General features: G+C 36.5%; 10 protein-coding genes. 2 read left to right on the top strand and 8 right to left on the bottom strand.

What is annotated here, in order from left to right; genetic code table 11:
• Positions 1-39: 39 nt before the first annotated feature.
• Entirely contained in the window at positions 40-2,244 is a 2,205-nt protein-coding gene (gene katG, locus OLM53_RS14675; protein WP_264520977.1) for a catalase/peroxidase HPI, read from the bottom strand.
• Between the two features lie 197 nt (positions 2,245-2,441).
• Between katG and OLM53_RS14670 the strand changes: the two genes are divergently transcribed.
• A complete protein-coding gene (locus OLM53_RS14670) occupies positions 2,442-4,358 on the top strand; it encodes an amino acid permease (protein ID WP_264520976.1) in 1,917 nt (638 codons plus the stop codon).
• A 60-nt stretch (positions 4,359-4,418) separates the two neighbouring features.
• Here OLM53_RS14670 and OLM53_RS14665 read toward each other — a convergent pair whose 3' ends face one another.
• The 4 genes from OLM53_RS14665 to pckA form a co-directional block, all read right to left on the bottom strand.
• On the bottom strand, positions 4,419-6,575 hold the full coding sequence (locus tag OLM53_RS14665; protein WP_264520975.1) for a prolyl oligopeptidase family serine peptidase: 2,157 nt from the start codon (positions 6,573-6,575) through the stop codon (positions 4,419-4,421).
• Positions 6,576-6,595: 20 nt separating this feature from the next.
• The gene (locus OLM53_RS14660; protein WP_264520974.1) at positions 6,596-7,939 is read right to left on the bottom strand and encodes a T9SS type A sorting domain-containing protein; all 1,344 of its coding nucleotides are present in this window, start codon (positions 7,937-7,939) and stop codon (positions 6,596-6,598) included.
• 503 nt (positions 7,940-8,442) lie between these two features.
• A complete protein-coding gene (locus OLM53_RS14655) occupies positions 8,443-10,110 on the bottom strand; it encodes a putative transporter (protein ID WP_264520973.1) in 1,668 nt (555 codons plus the stop codon).
• Between the two features lie 70 nt (positions 10,111-10,180).
• Entirely contained in the window at positions 10,181-11,785 is a 1,605-nt protein-coding gene (pckA, locus tag OLM53_RS14650; RefSeq protein ID WP_264520972.1) for a phosphoenolpyruvate carboxykinase (ATP), read from the bottom strand.
• Positions 11,786-12,168: 383 nt separating this feature from the next.
• Between pckA and lpdA the strand changes: the two genes are divergently transcribed.
• Entirely contained in the window at positions 12,169-13,572 is a 1,404-nt protein-coding gene (gene lpdA, locus OLM53_RS14645; RefSeq protein WP_264520971.1) for a dihydrolipoyl dehydrogenase, read from the top strand.
• Between the two features lie 48 nt (positions 13,573-13,620).
• Here the strand turns inward: lpdA and arsB are convergent, their stop codons facing one another.
• From arsB to OLM53_RS14630, 3 genes are read right to left on the bottom strand one after another with little or no spacing between them, the layout of a single operon-like run.
• Entirely contained in the window at positions 13,621-14,655 is a 1,035-nt protein-coding gene (gene arsB, locus OLM53_RS14640) for an ACR3 family arsenite efflux transporter (protein WP_264520970.1), read from the bottom strand.
• A 3-nt stretch (positions 14,656-14,658) separates the two neighbouring features.
• Entirely contained in the window at positions 14,659-15,270 is a 612-nt protein-coding gene (locus OLM53_RS14635; RefSeq protein ID WP_264520969.1) for a low molecular weight phosphatase family protein, read from the bottom strand.
• 10 nt (positions 15,271-15,280) lie between these two features.
• Positions 15,281-15,757 carry a DUF6428 family protein gene (locus OLM53_RS14630; RefSeq protein ID WP_264520968.1) on the bottom strand — a complete coding sequence of 159 codons (477 nt, stop codon included), beginning with the start codon at positions 15,755-15,757 and terminating at the stop codon, positions 15,281-15,283.
• Positions 15,758-15,767: the final 10 nt, after the last annotated feature.

Here is a 15,767-nt window from a genome sequence, read left to right as displayed (position 1 = left end):
AGTCCCCAAAAGGGGACTTTTTCATTACTATAATTTGACTTAAACCAAATCAAATCTATCTAAATTCATTACTTTATTCCAAGCTTTTACAAAGTCATTTACAAATTTTCCTTTGGCATCACTTTCAGCATAAACTTCAGCTAAAGCTCTTAGTTCAGAATTGGAACCAAAAATTAAATCGGCTCTTGTAGCGGTCCATTTTGAAGCTCCAGATTTTCTGTCTTTCCCTTCAAATGCTTCTCCTTTGTCATCCGTTGCTTCCCATTTAGTTCCTAAGTCCAAAACATTCACAAAGAAATCATTACTTAAAACGCCTGGTTTAGTAGTGAATACTCCGTTTTTAGAACCGTTGTAGTTGGCATTTAAAACACGTAGACCTCCCACTAAAACAGTCATTTCCGGTGCAGTAAGCGTTAAGAGTTGCGCTTTGTCAACTAATAAAGCTTCTGTTGGTGATACACATGATGCTGCTTTGTAATTTCTGAATCCATCAGCTTTTGGTTCTAACACTTTGAAAGAATGAACATCGGTTTGCTCGATGGTGGCATCGGTTCTTCCTGGAGTGAACGGAACTTTAACATCATAACCTCCGTCTTTTGCTGCTTTTTCAACTGCTGCGCCACCTGCCAGAACAATCGTATCAGCTAAAGAAACTTTTTTGTTACCGCTTTGTTTTGCGTTGAAATTATTTTGAATACTTTCTAAAGTGGTTAACACTTTGTTCAACTGAGTTGGATTATTTACTGCCCAATTTCTTTGTGGCTCTAAACGGATTCGGGCTCCATTAGCACCTCCACGTTTATCAGAACCTCTAAAAGTTGCTGCCGAAGCCCAAGCTGTTGAAACCAATTCTGAAACCGATAAGCCTGAAGCTAAAATATCTAATTTTAATTGAGCGATATCTTGCTCATTCACCAACTCGTGATTTACTGCTGGTACTGGATCTTGCCAAATTAGTTCTTCCTGAGGTACTTCAGTTCCTACGTATCTTACTTTAGGTCCCATATCTCTGTGTGTCAATTTGAACCAAGCTCTAGCAAAAGCATCTTGAAATTCAGTAAAGTTTTCAAAATATCTTCTTGAAATAGGCTCATAAATCGGATCCATTTTTAAAGCTAAATCGGCTGTAGTCATAACTGGTGCATGACGTTTATTTGGGTCATGAGCATCTTCTACTAATGTAGCAGCTGACTCATCTGTTGGAATCCATTGGAATGCGCCTGCTGGACTTTTAGTTAACTTCCAATCAAATTTGAATAAGGTTTCGAAATAACCGTTATCCCAAGTAGTTGGATTTGGTTTCCAAGCTCCTTCTATTCCACTAGTAATAGCATCCCCAGCTTTTCCAGTTCCGAATGCATTTTTCCATCCCATTCCCATTTCTTCAATGCTAGCTCCTTCTGGTTCTCTTCCCACCAATTCTGCATCTCCAGCACCATGTGCTTTTCCAAAAGTATGACCTCCAGCTACTAAAGCCACCGTTTCTTCGTCGTTCATGGCCATTCGAGCAAAAGTTTCTCTGATGTCTTTTCCAGATGCTACTGGATCCGGTACACCATTAGGTCCTTGTGGATTTACATAAATCAATCCCATTTGAACCGCAGCTAGAGGATCTTCTAATTCTCTGTCTCCGCTATATCTTTTGTCACCCAACCATTCTGTTTCTTTTCCCCAATTGATGTCTTGTTCTGGTTCCCAAACGTCTTCTCTTCCACCAGCAAAACCAAAAGTTTTGAATCCCATCGATTCTAAAGCACAGTTTCCGGCTAAAATCATTAAATCTGCCCATGATAAACTCTTACCATATTTTTGTTTGATAGGCCAAAGTAACATTCTCGCTTTATCTAAGTTTCCGTTATCAGGCCAACTGTTTAACGGAGCAAAACGTTGATTACCTGTTCCGGCTCCACCACGTCCGTCTGAAATTCTATAAGTTCCAGCACTATGCCAAGCCATACGAATAAACAATGGACCATAATGTCCATAATCTGCAGGCCACCAATCTTGCGAATCGGTCATTAAAGCGAAAATATCTTTTTTAACGGCTGCTAAATCAAGACTTTTGAACGCTTCTGCATAATTAAAATTTTCATCTAGTGGGTTTGATAAAGTAGAGTGCTGTCTTAAAATATTTAAGTTTAAACGATTCGGCCACCAGTCATTATTTGAGGTTCCGCCTCCAGCAGTTTGATTAGAATTTCCGTGACCAAAAGGGCATTTGCCTTGAGATGTGTCATTTCCCATGTTTGTTAAGATTTATGTTGTTATTGTGTAAAATTACATTTTTGATAGCCCAAAACTAATGATAAACATCATATTCAACTATAATATTTAATTATATATTACTATTAATTGATTGTCAAAACTTATATCAAAGATTTGAAGCTATCCTATTGTTTGGTTTTATATATTTGTTTTTCCAAGAACCAAAAAACAACCGTATGCGATTCTCCCATTTATTCCGAAAAAAAACAGTTCAAGATATTTTAAATCAAGTAGCTAAGAATGAAGCGGATGGACATCAGGCATTAGGTAAACATTTAACAGCACGTGATTTAACCGCTTTTGGTATAGCAGCCATTATTGGAGCTGGAATATTTAGTACCATTGGAAAAGCCAGTGCCGATGGAGGTCCGGGAGTTATCTTCTTATTTATTTTTACCGCTATTGCTTGTAGTTTTGCGGCTTTTGCTTATGCCGAATTTGCTTCAATGGTCCCCGTTTCAGGAAGTGCTTATACTTATTCTTATGTAGCTTTTGGTGAAATTATTGCTTGGATAATTGGTTGGGCTTTAATTATGGAATATGCCATTGGAAATATTACCGTAGCCATTTCTTGGAGTGATTATTTTACAGGCTTACTTGAAAGTGGTGGCATTCATTTACCCCAATGGGTTCAGATGGATTACCTCACGGCTTCCAATGGTTTCAAAGATGCAACAGCACTAATGCAAAACGGCAAAGTCTTTGAAAATTTACCAGATAGTTTGAAAGCAGCTTATACCGCATGGACTACCTCTCCTACTATTGGTTCTTTCCATTTAGTAGCCGACTTACCCGCTTTATTTATCATTATCATCATTACTTATTTGGTTTACCGAGGGATGAAAGAGTCTAGAAATGCTAGTAATTTGATGGTTGTTATCAAACTTTGTATCATTCTATTGGTAATTGCTGTTGGTGTATTTTATGTTGACACAGCCAACTGGCATCCTTTTGCACCAAATGGTGTTGGAGGCATTCTTAAAGGAGTTTCGGCTGTATTCTTTGCTTATATTGGTTTTGACGCCATCTCTACTACAGCAGAAGAATGTAAAGATCCACAACGAGATTTACCGCGTGGTATGATGTGGGCGATTATCATTTGTACTATTCTTTATGTCGTTATCGCTTTAGTGTTGACTGGAATGGTGAATTATGCCGACTTAAATGTGGGTGACCCTTTAGCCTTTGTATTTGATAAATTGAATTTGAAATGGATGTCGGGCATCATTGCTGTTAGTGCTGTCGTTGCTATGGCCAGTGTTCTATTAGTTTTTCAAATGGGACAACCTCGTATCTGGATGAGTATGAGTCGGGATGGATTGTTACCAAAACGCTTTTCGAAAGTGCATCCTAAATACCATACCCCTTCTTATGCTACTATAGTAACTGGATTTGTCGTGGCTATTCCTGCGTTATTTTTGAATTTAACTATGGTAACCGATTTATGTAGTATTGGAACCTTGTTTGCCTTTGTATTGGTTTGTGCAGGTGTTTTAGTATTGCAAAACAAACCTGATATTCCTCGAGGTAAATTTAAAACTCCGTATGTCAATTCTAAATACGTCTATCCTTTGTTATTACTAATTGGAATTAGCATTGCTTTTACAGTTAATAAAGAATCGACTTTGAACTTCCTTACCAATGAAAAACAAATCAATGCACCAGCAGATATTGTCAAATCCTTAAGCAAAGAAGATAGCAAGAAAGTATATGATTATTTGAGTAGTCTCAAAAAAGAAGTAAATACACCCGACGTAGAAAAATTATTAAGCGAATTCAGTTTAAATGAAACGACATACAAACAAGTAGTAGACAATATGCCGATTGACAATTCTTTAAAATATGAAAGTGGTTTCAGTTTGTTTAAACACAAAATTCCGATGTGGATATTCCTGATAGCACTATTGTTCTTCGCCGTTTGGTCATGGAGACAAAACCTATCATTGATTCCGTTATTGGGATTAATTTGCTGTTTGTATATGATGGCGGAGCTCAGTATTTGGAACTGGATTTATTTTACTTGTTGGTTGCTCATTGGACTAACCATTTATTTTGGTTTTAGTCATAAAAACAGTAAGCTGAATCAAAAATAAGCTTAAATAAAAAACCCGATTTCTAATTGAAATCGGGTTTTTATATATTCTACTAAATAGTTATTTTTTCAACTGAAAATCTGGATGACCACACTGCCATAAGACAAAGGCAAACTGGTCAGCAAAGTTAGCATAGGTTACATCTCTATCTTCTGTGAAATGTCCGTTATCATAGTTTACTTTCATAAATACTGGTTTCCCAGATGTAGAAGCATTTTGAACTGCAGCTGCAAATTTTCCAGGTTGCCAAGCTACCACTCTTGGGTCATTCCAACCTCCTACACAAATCACTGCTGGATAATTAACCCCATCTTTAACGTGTTGCATTCCATCCATTTCATATAACGCTTTAAATTCTTCTTCTATAGTAACGGTTCCAAATTCTGGGATATTTACTGGTCCGTTTGAGGTAAACTCACCTCGCATTGTATTGGCGCAACCTACATTACAAATAGCTGCCGCAAACAAATCGGGTCTTTCTGTAATGGAACGTGATATTAGAATTCCTCCTGCGCTAGTTCCTGTTCCTGCTAATTTTTTAGGCGATGTATAGCCATTCGCTACGAGATATTCTCCGCAACTGATGAAGTCTTTCCATGTATTAGGTTTAGTAATTTTAAAACCTGCTTTATACCATTCTTCTCCCTTTTCACTACCACCACGAACGTGCGGTATAGCTACCACTACTCCTCTTACGGCTAATGAATTTTCCATTGCGTTAAAGTAGGGAGACATACTAGAACCATATGCCCCATAACTATCCATTAAACAAACATTGGAACCATCCTTTTTTAGCCCTTTTTTATAAATGATAGACAAAGGAATCATTACTCCATCATGACCTTTTACTTCCACCTCTTCAACAACAAGGTTTTTATAGGAGTCTGGATAAACTGCTGTTTTATTGAACGGACTTGGTCCAAAACTATTTTTTACTGCATTGTATTTAAACTCTGCAAAAGGCTTGTTCCATGAGGTGATAATCACGAATATATCATTGGATTTTGTATCAATAGTAAAAGTATATGCCAAACCACTAAAAGGCATTTTCACTTCATCAGTCACACCAGTTTTAAGGTTGTATCTGAACAAATGATTATTAATTCCATCGCTATAATTGAGCAACATATAGTCTTTACAACGAGAGAAAGATTCGAGTGTTTGTGATTTCTTTTCTGGTCCAATGGTTTTTGCGGTTGACCAATTTGGGTTTTTCAAACTAGTCTCTACGAGTTTATAATTTTTAGCGCCATTATAAGTTATAGCAAAAACTCTATCACCAACCATATCAAACCCACGCACTAGTTTGTCGTTGGTTGTACACAATGTTTTCCATGGTATATTCCCTGAAAATGCTTCGCTAATTGGAGCGTAAAAAAGTTTCATTTCATTTTGTACCGTACCTTCAGCAGCGAAAATGTACTGTCTAGAATCTTCAGCAAAAAAAGCAGAGGGATAGGATTTAGATTCAATATTTAGTTTTGGATAAGCTTCGTTGCTAAAAAAATCACTATCTTTTGTATTGTCTGTGCCCAATTTATGCAACTTTGTTTTAGGATTTAATCGAGCCGTTGGATCCGTATTGTCAGCTGATTTTATCCACATGTACATAAAAGAACTGTTGTCAAAGGTCCATCCTCCTATGCCAGCAGTATTCGTTATAACATCGGATGAAAACTTTTTAGTATCCACATTCATTACTTGAATAGTAGATACTTCAGCTCCATTTTCAGAATAAGCTATGAGTAGTTTTTTACCATCATAACTTGGCGAAATCTGTTGCACAGAAAGTGTTTTACCAGCTATGAAAGTTAAGGGGTCAAATAACAATTGTTCGGGACCTGTTTCTCCTTGTCTAAAATAAACTTTACTTACCTTTTCCCCTGGCATTGTCTTTTGATAAAAAACTCTTCCTCCTTCTTTAGAACGAGAACGAAAGACCGGTGGTTGTAATTTGTCTAAACTTTTCCATTCAGCAATTAGTCCATCTCTACCCGAAATTTTATTTAGAGTAGCATTAGTTAAATCTGCTTGATCCTTGAACCAAGACACCACATTTGGGTCTTTCATATCCTCAAGCCAACGATAAGAATCGGTATAAGTTTGTCCAAAATAAGTATCCGTAACAGGTACTTTTTTTGTGGTAGGGTATTTCCATTGCGCCAACAGATTAGCACTAAGCAATAGAAAAGTAAAAGCAATACTTGTTTTCTTCATAATTGTTTTAGTTTGGTTTGTTAGAATTTAATAATCTTTTGAGTTTCTTTACCGGAATCCGTTTCCACAGTAATAAAATAAGTGCCTTTTGATAGCGAACTTATATCTAATGTTGTTGTATTTCCGTATAGCATCGTCGTTTGACCTAGAATATTTGTAACGGTCGTTTTATATATTGGTTGATCATTTGAAATCATAATATTTACAATCCCAGAAGTTGGATTTGGATAAATTGTTATCTGTTGTTTGTTAAAATCATTTACTCCCATATTAACCTGTACTGGAATATCACAGTTGCCGCCGTTATAAACTATTACATTACCACTAGTGTTGTAATTGGTAAAAACCAATTGATTCTGTTCGCCATCGTCTGTACAAATAGAAACCAGATTTGGATTGTTTTCTATTCTGAATGCATAAAATAGCAGATCCGGATCACTGGAAGAATAAACTCCGTTTCTAACATTTATGGTTTGAAGGTTAGGACAATTCATTGCATACAAATTTAAAACAGAAGATTGGGAACAATCAATCATCGCAATCGAAGTATTATTTAATTCGAGATAATTTAAATTTGCCAATCCATTAACATTGATAGCGTTTAACGGATTGCTGGAAGCATTTAGATATTGCAAGCTGCTCAGCGAACTTAAATTGATGTTGACCAGTTGATTTCCTGAACACATAAGCGACCTTAAATTTACAAGTCCAGTCAGATTCAGCAAGCTCAGTTGGTTATCGATACAGTAACCATAAATTAGTGAAGGCAGTATTGACAAATCCAAACCAGTCAATAAATTTTGAGTGACATCAATATTTTCAAGTAGTGGATTATTATTGAAACTAATGCTTGTTAAATGATTGTCATAAACCCACAATTGAACTAGGTTGGTCAAGTTGTCCGTATTAATCGTAGTTAAATCATTATGGTTGAAATTCAGTTTCCTCAGGCTGTTTAGACCCGAAACTGTAACATTGGTGAACAAGTTATCATTGGCTATCAGTTCCTGAAGCTGTGTCAGTGGAGCTATGTTGATTGATGAGATTTGATTTCCAGCGCAGTTCAGCACCTTTAAATTGGTAAAGTTTTCAATTCCGTTCAAATCATGTATATCGTTAGTCGTGTTGTAAACATTAGTTGAAACATTCAGTTCAGCAATGTTCAACGCCTCACTCAACTGGATCTGACCGTCATTATTTGTGTCAACGGCAACAGCCCATCCTATCGAATTTCTTGCTATCTGGTTGGACGAAGTTGAGCTTAGTAACATCGCTTTAAGATTAGTGTCAGGAATTGTAATAATCTGAGCGGAGACACCTAAACCCAAAAACAATAAATAAAATGAGAGGTAAAAGTTTTTCATAATCAAAAAGTTAGAGGTTTTAAAGTTATTAAATAATCTTTAATTGTAATCAATAAATTACAAAAAAAATCCGTTAAAGAATTTTCTCTAACGGATTTCCTATACTATCTAACTTTTTTACTGATAACCCACTTTTGCTTTTCAACAGCCAGTTCCTGAAGTTCTTATTTAAATTTATTGGTTTTTACCAACTGCAAAAGGAAAAATTTCTTCTTAACGGTAACGGTAAGCACAATCAGACTTGTATATAATAAGGATAACTTTTTACTGTTAAAGTTTCTCCTTTTGAACATCATTTTTCATTGTTTTTTCAAAACAATTATTGCTAATATTCTTTTATAAATTTACAAAAATAAAAAAGCATTTATTCTGATTTTCAAAATTTTAACACCAAAAAAGCCGTTTCTTTTTATTCTTGTATTCTTAACCTTATTAATAAAAAAGAAAGCTACAATTTCTCTTATAATTGATGGCAAAAAGAGAGATTCGATTACGAATTATGGTTAGCTAAAAAAGAGTATTAATAACTGAGCTGCCACTATTCTTAAAATCATTGTCAAAGGATAAACGGTAGCATAAGTGGAAGATGGAATATCATTGCCTGCTATTTTTAGTGCAAAGGTCAATGCTGGTGGGTCTGTTGAAGCTCCGGCTAAAAGTCCACAGATTTCAAAGTAGGACTTTTTAAACCACACAACAGCTATTATTCCTACCAATAACAAAGGGACTATAGTTATTACTATTCCCATACTAATCCATAAAAGACCATTGCCACTGGCAAAAGCTTCCGCTACTTTAGAACCACTTCCCAATCCCACACTAGCTAGGAAAAGCGTTATTCCCAATTCTCGTATCATCAAATTGGCACTGGTGGTGGTGTAATTGTTTAAGTAAAGTTTGTTTCCAAATCGACTTAATAACAAAGCTACAATCAGAGGCCCTCCAGCCAATCCAATTTTTACTGGCACTGGTATATTTGGAATTTGAAAAGGAATGCTGCCAAAAATTATCCCAAGTACAATCCCCATGAATATGGGCGCTAAGTCAGGGACTTCCAATCGTTTCATAGAGTTTCCTAGAATATTGGTGATGCGTTCTAATCCTTCTTTGGTTCCTACTACTTTGATAATATCTCCCAGTTGCAGTGCTATATTCCCATTGGGCACCATTTCGATACCTGCTCTGTTTAAACGAGTGAAAGTAAAATCGTGTTGGTTAATTTCTGGAATATCTCCTAATCGAGTATGGGTAATGGCTTTATTGGTTACTATAATCCGATTGGATACCAAATTACTGTCCATAGCTGTTTTTAAATCCATGGTGCTCTCTGAACCTATCAGCAGGTGTAATTTTTCAAAAAGATGTTGAGGAGCAACAATCAGTAATACATCGCCTTCGGCTAGGGTTTCATTGGCAGTTGGTGTAATTACTTTTCCGTTATGAAACATTCTAGAAACGACAATAGGTGTCGGCAGCATTTCAAAAATAGTATGCAATGAATTCCCTATTAACCCTTTGTTTTCTAAGTTTAAATGTTTAGAAATTACCTTATCTTTACGGGAATTATTGACTTCTTCGTGTTTCTCCGTTTCGTGTTCAATATCTACCTTGAATATCTTTTTCAGCAATAGCATCGTAATAATAATTCCAAAAACTCCAAAAGGATACGCCACTGCATACGCAAGCGTTACAATAGAATTATCTGCTTTTAAATGATGTAAATTACTTAAGGTAGTTTGAGCAGCTCCAAGACCAGGTGTATTGGTAACAGCACCGCTCATTACACCCGTCATAACGCCTATTGAATTTCCAAAAGCGAAATACAATACTATTGTGGTAACAACTCCAATAATAACTATCAAGGCTGATAACCCATTAGAAACAAGAGCATTTTTGTTTAGTGAAGCGAAGAAACCTGGCCCCACTTGTAATCCGAGTGTGTAAACAAATAATACTAATCCGAATTCTTTCAAGAAATCTCTCAGTTCTTCATTCAGCGAAACACCTAAATAGGAAAAAAATATTCCAACAAAAAGCACCCAAGTGACTCCTAACGAAATACCAAAAACTTTAATCTTTCCTAGCCAAATACCTAGTGCAATGACTAAACCAAAAATGATAATGGTTTGCGGAATGGACTCTTTAGTAACTAAATCTATTATCCAATTCATGGCTTTTAGGTTTATTGTAATTTCAATGGAAAGTTACTATTATTTCCATTGAAATTACAAAAGGATTTATTTATAAATGAGGACCAGCAGCTACTAATCGTTTTCCTTCTTCGGTATTGGTATACTGTTGGAAGTTTTTAATGTAACGAGCGGCTAAATCTTTGGCTTTTCGTTCCCATTCTGCTTTGTCTTTATAAGTGTCTCTTGGGTCAAGAATTCCTTCGCTTACTCCTGTTAAAGCTGTTGGGAAGGTTAAATTCAAGTACGGAATGTTATTGGTTTCCGCTTTATCAATCTCACTATTGATTATAGCGTCGATGATGGCTCTGGTATTTTTTAATGAAATTCTTTTTCCAGTGCCATTCCATCCAGTGTTTACTAGATAAGCCTTGGCATTGTGCTCTTTCATTTTTCCAATTAAAGTTTTAGAATACATCGTTGGATGTAAGGTTAAAAACGCTTCCCCAAAAGCTGGTGAGAAAGATGGTTCTGGTTCCGTAATTCCTCTTTCTGTTCCTGCTAATTTAGAAGTATACCCACAAAGGAAATGGTATTGTGCTTGATCGTCATCTAATATGGAAACGGGAGGTAATACTCCAAAGGCATCAGCAGATAAGTAAATAATTTTACTAGCATGCCCTGCTTTAGAAGGCAAAACAATCTTATTGATGTGATATATCGGATAAGACACTCTAGAGTTTTCGGTGATAGAATGGTCAAAATAATTTATTTCACCATATTCATCCACAATCACGTTTTCAAGTAAAGCATCTCTTTTGATGGCTCTCCAAATATCAGGCTCTTGCGCTTCAGTCAAATCAATTACTTTAGCGTAGCATCCTCCTTCATAATTAAAGACGCCGTTGTTATCCCAACCGTGTTCGTCATCACCAATTAAATATCGTTTTGGATCGGCAGAAAGCGTGGTTTTCCCAGTACCTGATAATCCGAAAAATACGGCTACATCTCCTTGTTCTCCCACATTCGCTGAACAGTGCATAGACGCCATCCCTTTAAGAGGTAGGTAATAGTTCATCATAGAGAACATTCCTTTTTTCATTTCCCCACCGTACCAAGTACCGCCAATGATTTGGATTTTCTCGGTCAAGTTGAATAAAACAAAGTTCTCAGAATTTAATCCTTGTTCTTTCCAATCAGGGTTGGTTACTTTTGAACCATTCATAACTACAAAATCAGGTTTGCCAAAATTTTCCAATTCATAGATAGAAGGTCTGATAAACATATTGGTTACAAAATGAGCTTGCCAAGCAACTTCCATCACAAAACGCACTTTCAATCGGGTATCGGCATTGGTACCACAAAAAGCATCTACCACGTAGAGTTTTGGAGAAGTAGACAATTGCTGTAAAACCAGATGTTTTAAATCATCCCATATTTCTTTTGTAGTAGGGAAATTCACTTTGTCATCCCAATAAATAGTATCTTTAGTAATATCGTCTTTCACAATATATCTATCCTTAGGAGAACGTCCTGTGAAGATTCCTGTTTTAACAGCTACTGCTCCAGTATCAGTCAAAGCGCCTTTTTCGTATCCTTTTCTTTTATGAGAAACTTCGGCTTGGTATAACTCTTCGTAAGTTGGATTGTAAACTACTTCATGATATCCTGTAATCCCTAAGTCGTGTAATTCTTGAATGATTTTAATGTTTTTCATAATAAATAATTTTTGAGTTACCATTTTGCTCTTAGGCAAGTGATAAACTTACACTCCAAAGTTCCCTTTTTTGTAGCTTGAAAAAAGTGATATTTATCATATAAAAAATAAATCTACGAAAACGTTTTCTTTGACTGGCAAGGGATACAGCGTGATGACGTGATGTCTTACTGCATAAAAGAATACAGGAAAAAGAAATGGAAATTTCATTTTTAAAATAAAAGTGACTTTAAAATGAATGGCTCAAAATGGCCCCTAAAAAACGTCAGCTAAAGCACAAAACAATTTCCTTTTTAAAAAAACAATCTGTAAAACGATATACCAAAAAACATTTGTAATTTTGTGACGCAAAAAATAAAACAACAAACCATAAACACATACTTATGAGTTCATTTGACGTAGTCATTATAGGTTCTGGTCCCGGCGGATATGTTTCAGCTATTCGTTGTGCCCAATTGGGTTTCAAAACCGCAATCATCGAAAAATACAGTACTTTAGGAGGAACTTGCCTTAACGTAGGTTGTATTCCCTCTAAAGCCTTATTAGCCTCATCGCATCATTATGAAGAATTACAACATTTTGCCGATCACGGAATTGAAGTGGCTGGCGAAGTAAAAGTGAATTTAGAAAAAATGATTGCTCGCAAACAAGCGGTGGTCGACCAAACTTCGGGTGGCGTTAAATTCCTTATGGATAAAAATAATGTCACTGTTTTTGAAGGCTTAGGTTCTTTTGTAGATGCTACTCACGTGGCCATTGCCAAAGCGGATGGAACATCGGAAACAATTGAAGCTAAAAATATTATTATTGCGACGGGTTCAAAACCATCTAATTTGCCTTTTATTAAATTAGATAAAGAAAGAATCATCACTTCGACAGAAGCCTTAAAATTACCAGAAGTTCCTAAACATCTAGTAATTATTGGTGGGGGGGTTATCGGAATTGAATTAGGACAAGTTTATTTAAGACTTGGAGCTCAAGTATCCGTTGTGGAATTCATGGACCGAATCATCCCAGGAATGGACGCTGGTCTGTCAAAAGAATTGACGAAAGTCTTGAAAAAACAAGGCATGAAATTCTACACCTCACACAAAGTGAAATCGGTAGAAAGAAAGGGAAATACCGTTACGGTTCAAGCCGAAAATGCTAAAGGAGAAATCATTACTTTAGAAGGTGATTATTCTTTAGTATCTGTGGGTCGTCGTCCTTATACTGACGGATTAAACGCCGACAAAGCTGGAGTGAAAATTACGGAACGCGGTATGGTGGAAGTCAATGATCATTTGCAAACTAACATTCCAAATATCTATGCCATTGGAGATGTTGTTCGTGGCGCCATGTTGGCTCACAAAGCGGAAGAAGAAGGGGTTATGGTAGCCGAAATTTTAGCAGGTCAAAAACCACACATCGATTATAACTTAATTCCGGGAGTAGTGTATACTTGGCCTGAAGTAGCTGCTGTTGGTAAAACCGAAGAGCAGTTAAAAGAAGCTGGAGTAGCCTACAAAGCAGGAAGTTTTCCTTTCAAAGCCTTAGGAAGAGCAAGAGCTGGTGGCGACACCGATGGATTTGTAAAAATCTTAGCCGATGCGAAAACCGATGAAGTACTGGGAGTTCACATGATTGGTGCTCGTTGTGCCGACTTAATTGCCGAAGCCGTAACTGCTATGGAATTCAGAGCCTCTGCGGAAGATATTTCAAGAATGTCACATGCACACCCGACCTTTGCAGAAGCTATCAAAGAAGCCGCATTAGCAGCTACTGATAATAGAGCATTGCACGTATAATTTACGATTTTGATTATAAATAAAAAGTCCCGATTACTCGGGACTTTTTTATGCTTTGAAGTATTTTTTTCTGAGCCAAAAGGCAACATTGACTAAAATAATCAGTGCTGGCACTTCTACCAAAGGGCCTATGACCCCAGCAAAAGCTTGACCACTATTGATGCCAAATACACCTATGGAAACCGCTATAGCTAATTCAAAATTATTCCCTGAAGCCGTAAAAGATAAGGCTGCTGCATCTCGGTAAGGGGCTCCAATTTTTTTGGATACAAAAAACATCAGGAAAAACATAACCGCAAAAAAGAGGACTAAGGGAATAGCAATGCGGATGACATCCATTGGTAAATCCACTATCATGGCGCCTTTTAAACTAAACATGACTACAATGGTAAAAAGCAAGGCTATTAAAGTTATAGGAGAAACAAAGGGAAGGAACTTTTGGTTAAACCATTTATCGCCAATATATCTTTTAATTAAGAACCTGCTAATAACCGCCAAGGCAAAAGGAATCCCTAAATAAATACCGACTGTCTTTGCAATTTCTGCTACGGTAATATTCAATTCGAGACCTTTGATGCCAAATAAGGGTAACATAATTTTCAAATAAAAATAAGCATACAAACTGAAAAAGAACACTTGCAATAGACTATTAATTCCAATCAAACCTGCTGTCAATTCTCTGTTTCCTTCAGCTAATTCGTTCCAAACTATCACCATAGCAATACAAGGTGCTATACCAATAATAATGAGTCCTGTCATATATTCTGGATAGTCTTTTAGGAAAAAAGTCGCCAATAAAAACATTAAAAACGGTCCAACTATCCAAGTGATAAAAAAGGAAGCTCCCAATAGTTTGGGTTGTCGAAACATTTGGGGCACTTTAGAAAAATCTATTTTAGTGAGTGGTGGATACATCATCAAAATCAAACCAATGGCTAACGGAATATTGGTCGTTCCCGAAGAAAAGGAATTGATAAAGCTAGAGGAACTTGGAATAAAATACCCAATCCCCACTCCTACTACCATCGCTAAAAAAATCCAAAGCGTTAAAAAGCGGTCTAAGAATCCTAATCTTTTTTTCATGGTCTAGTGTTTTATTTGGGAGAAAACATAAAACATTTCAGAGGCAATTTCCATGCTGCGCTCCCTGTATTTTACATCCATCAAATCGGTTCCATCAAATGCTTTTGGATCCTCATACCGAATGGGTAAACGCTTTTCAGCTCCCGCAATAAAAGGACATCCTTCATCGGCTGAGGAACAAGTCATGATGGCTGCAAATTGAGCTTTGGGATTAAAAGCATCGTCAAAAGTTTTGGAAAAACAAAGCACAGGATGCTGATTTTCGGAAAACTTTACAGCATAAACTAGATTCGAATTATCCGAAAGCTTTTGGATTTGAAATCCTTGATAAGTCAAAGTCTCGGCTACTTTCGGAAACATAGCCGTGGCTTCCGTTCCGCCCGAATAACAAAATACATTTTTGATGCCGAAGTGAAAAGCCATCGTTTGTGCCCAAATTTGAGACAAATGACTTCTCCTCGAATTGTGAGTACAGATAAAATTCAGTCTAATCTCCTTGGTATGATTGACTTTATCTTGAATAAAATCGATTAAAGGTTGTAGCACGGCTTTGCGTTCTTCGGAAACAGCATCCATGGAGATGCCTTGAATAGTTTTGGATAAATTTTCTACCATAAATTCAAAATTAACAACAACCAGCACCAGGAGTGCAACAAGCTGTTTCTTTATTGACCCACTCTACTATTGTAGCTTTCATTTTGTCGGCCGGAATACCGCAATGATCATTGGCCAAACATGTTGTCTCTTTTGGTGTTAGTACAAATGTACCGTCAACAAAATCCAAACCGAATTTCCCGATTGTCATCGCATCTTGATATTCTACTTCTAACTCAAAATCATTATCTCCTATTAGTTTTTTGGAAGCCTCAATAATTTTAAATACTTTACTTGGTGCTAAACGATGTTCTAAATCGCCGGCAAACCAGACTTGGAAAGTAATTACTTTTTCCTCGTGAATGGTGTTTCCACAATCGATAAAGTTTTTGGTAAGCAAACCCATTTCGGTAATGTGAAAATGATATGGAACTCTTGTTCCGTTTGGAAGTTGGATATCGAAATTTTCAACTTGTTCTAATTTGCTTTTGAATTCTGATAATTTCATGATTAGATGT

It is taken from the genome of Flavobacterium sp. N1994 (genome assembly GCF_025947145.1).
GTDB lineage: Bacteria > Bacteroidota > Bacteroidia > Flavobacteriales > Flavobacteriaceae > Flavobacterium.
Note: the sequence above shows the minus strand (reverse complement) of the source record. Positions and strands in the feature narration are given on the sequence as shown.

What these genes read in the sequence shown, in the direction of transcription:
- OLM53_RS14635 (WP_264520969.1), bottom strand. Translation starts at nt 15,270, where the DNA reads ATGGTAGAAAATTTATCCAAAACTATTCAAGGCATCTCCATGGATGCT.
- OLM53_RS14655 (WP_264520973.1), bottom strand. Translation starts at nt 10,110, where the DNA reads ATGAATTGGATAATAGATTTAGTTACTAAAGAGTCCATTCCGCAAACC.
- OLM53_RS14670 (WP_264520976.1), top strand. Translation starts at nt 2,442, where the DNA reads ATGCGATTCTCCCATTTATTCCGAAAAAAAACAGTTCAAGATATTTTA.
- OLM53_RS14660 (WP_264520974.1), bottom strand. Translation starts at nt 7,939, where the DNA reads ATGAAAAACTTTTACCTCTCATTTTATTTATTGTTTTTGGGTTTAGGT.
- OLM53_RS14665 (WP_264520975.1), bottom strand. Translation starts at nt 6,575, where the DNA reads ATGAAGAAAACAAGTATTGCTTTTACTTTTCTATTGCTTAGTGCTAAT.
- OLM53_RS14630 (WP_264520968.1), bottom strand. Translation starts at nt 15,757, where the DNA reads ATGAAATTATCAGAATTCAAAAGCAAATTAGAACAAGTTGAAAATTTC.
- katG (WP_264520977.1), bottom strand. Translation starts at nt 2,244, where the DNA reads ATGGGAAATGACACATCTCAAGGCAAATGCCCTTTTGGTCACGGAAAT.
- lpdA (WP_264520971.1), top strand. Translation starts at nt 12,169, where the DNA reads ATGAGTTCATTTGACGTAGTCATTATAGGTTCTGGTCCCGGCGGATAT.
- arsB (WP_264520970.1), bottom strand. Translation starts at nt 14,655, where the DNA reads ATGAAAAAAAGATTAGGATTCTTAGACCGCTTTTTAACGCTTTGGATT.
- pckA (WP_264520972.1), bottom strand. Translation starts at nt 11,785, where the DNA reads ATGAAAAACATTAAAATCATTCAAGAATTACACGACTTAGGGATTACA.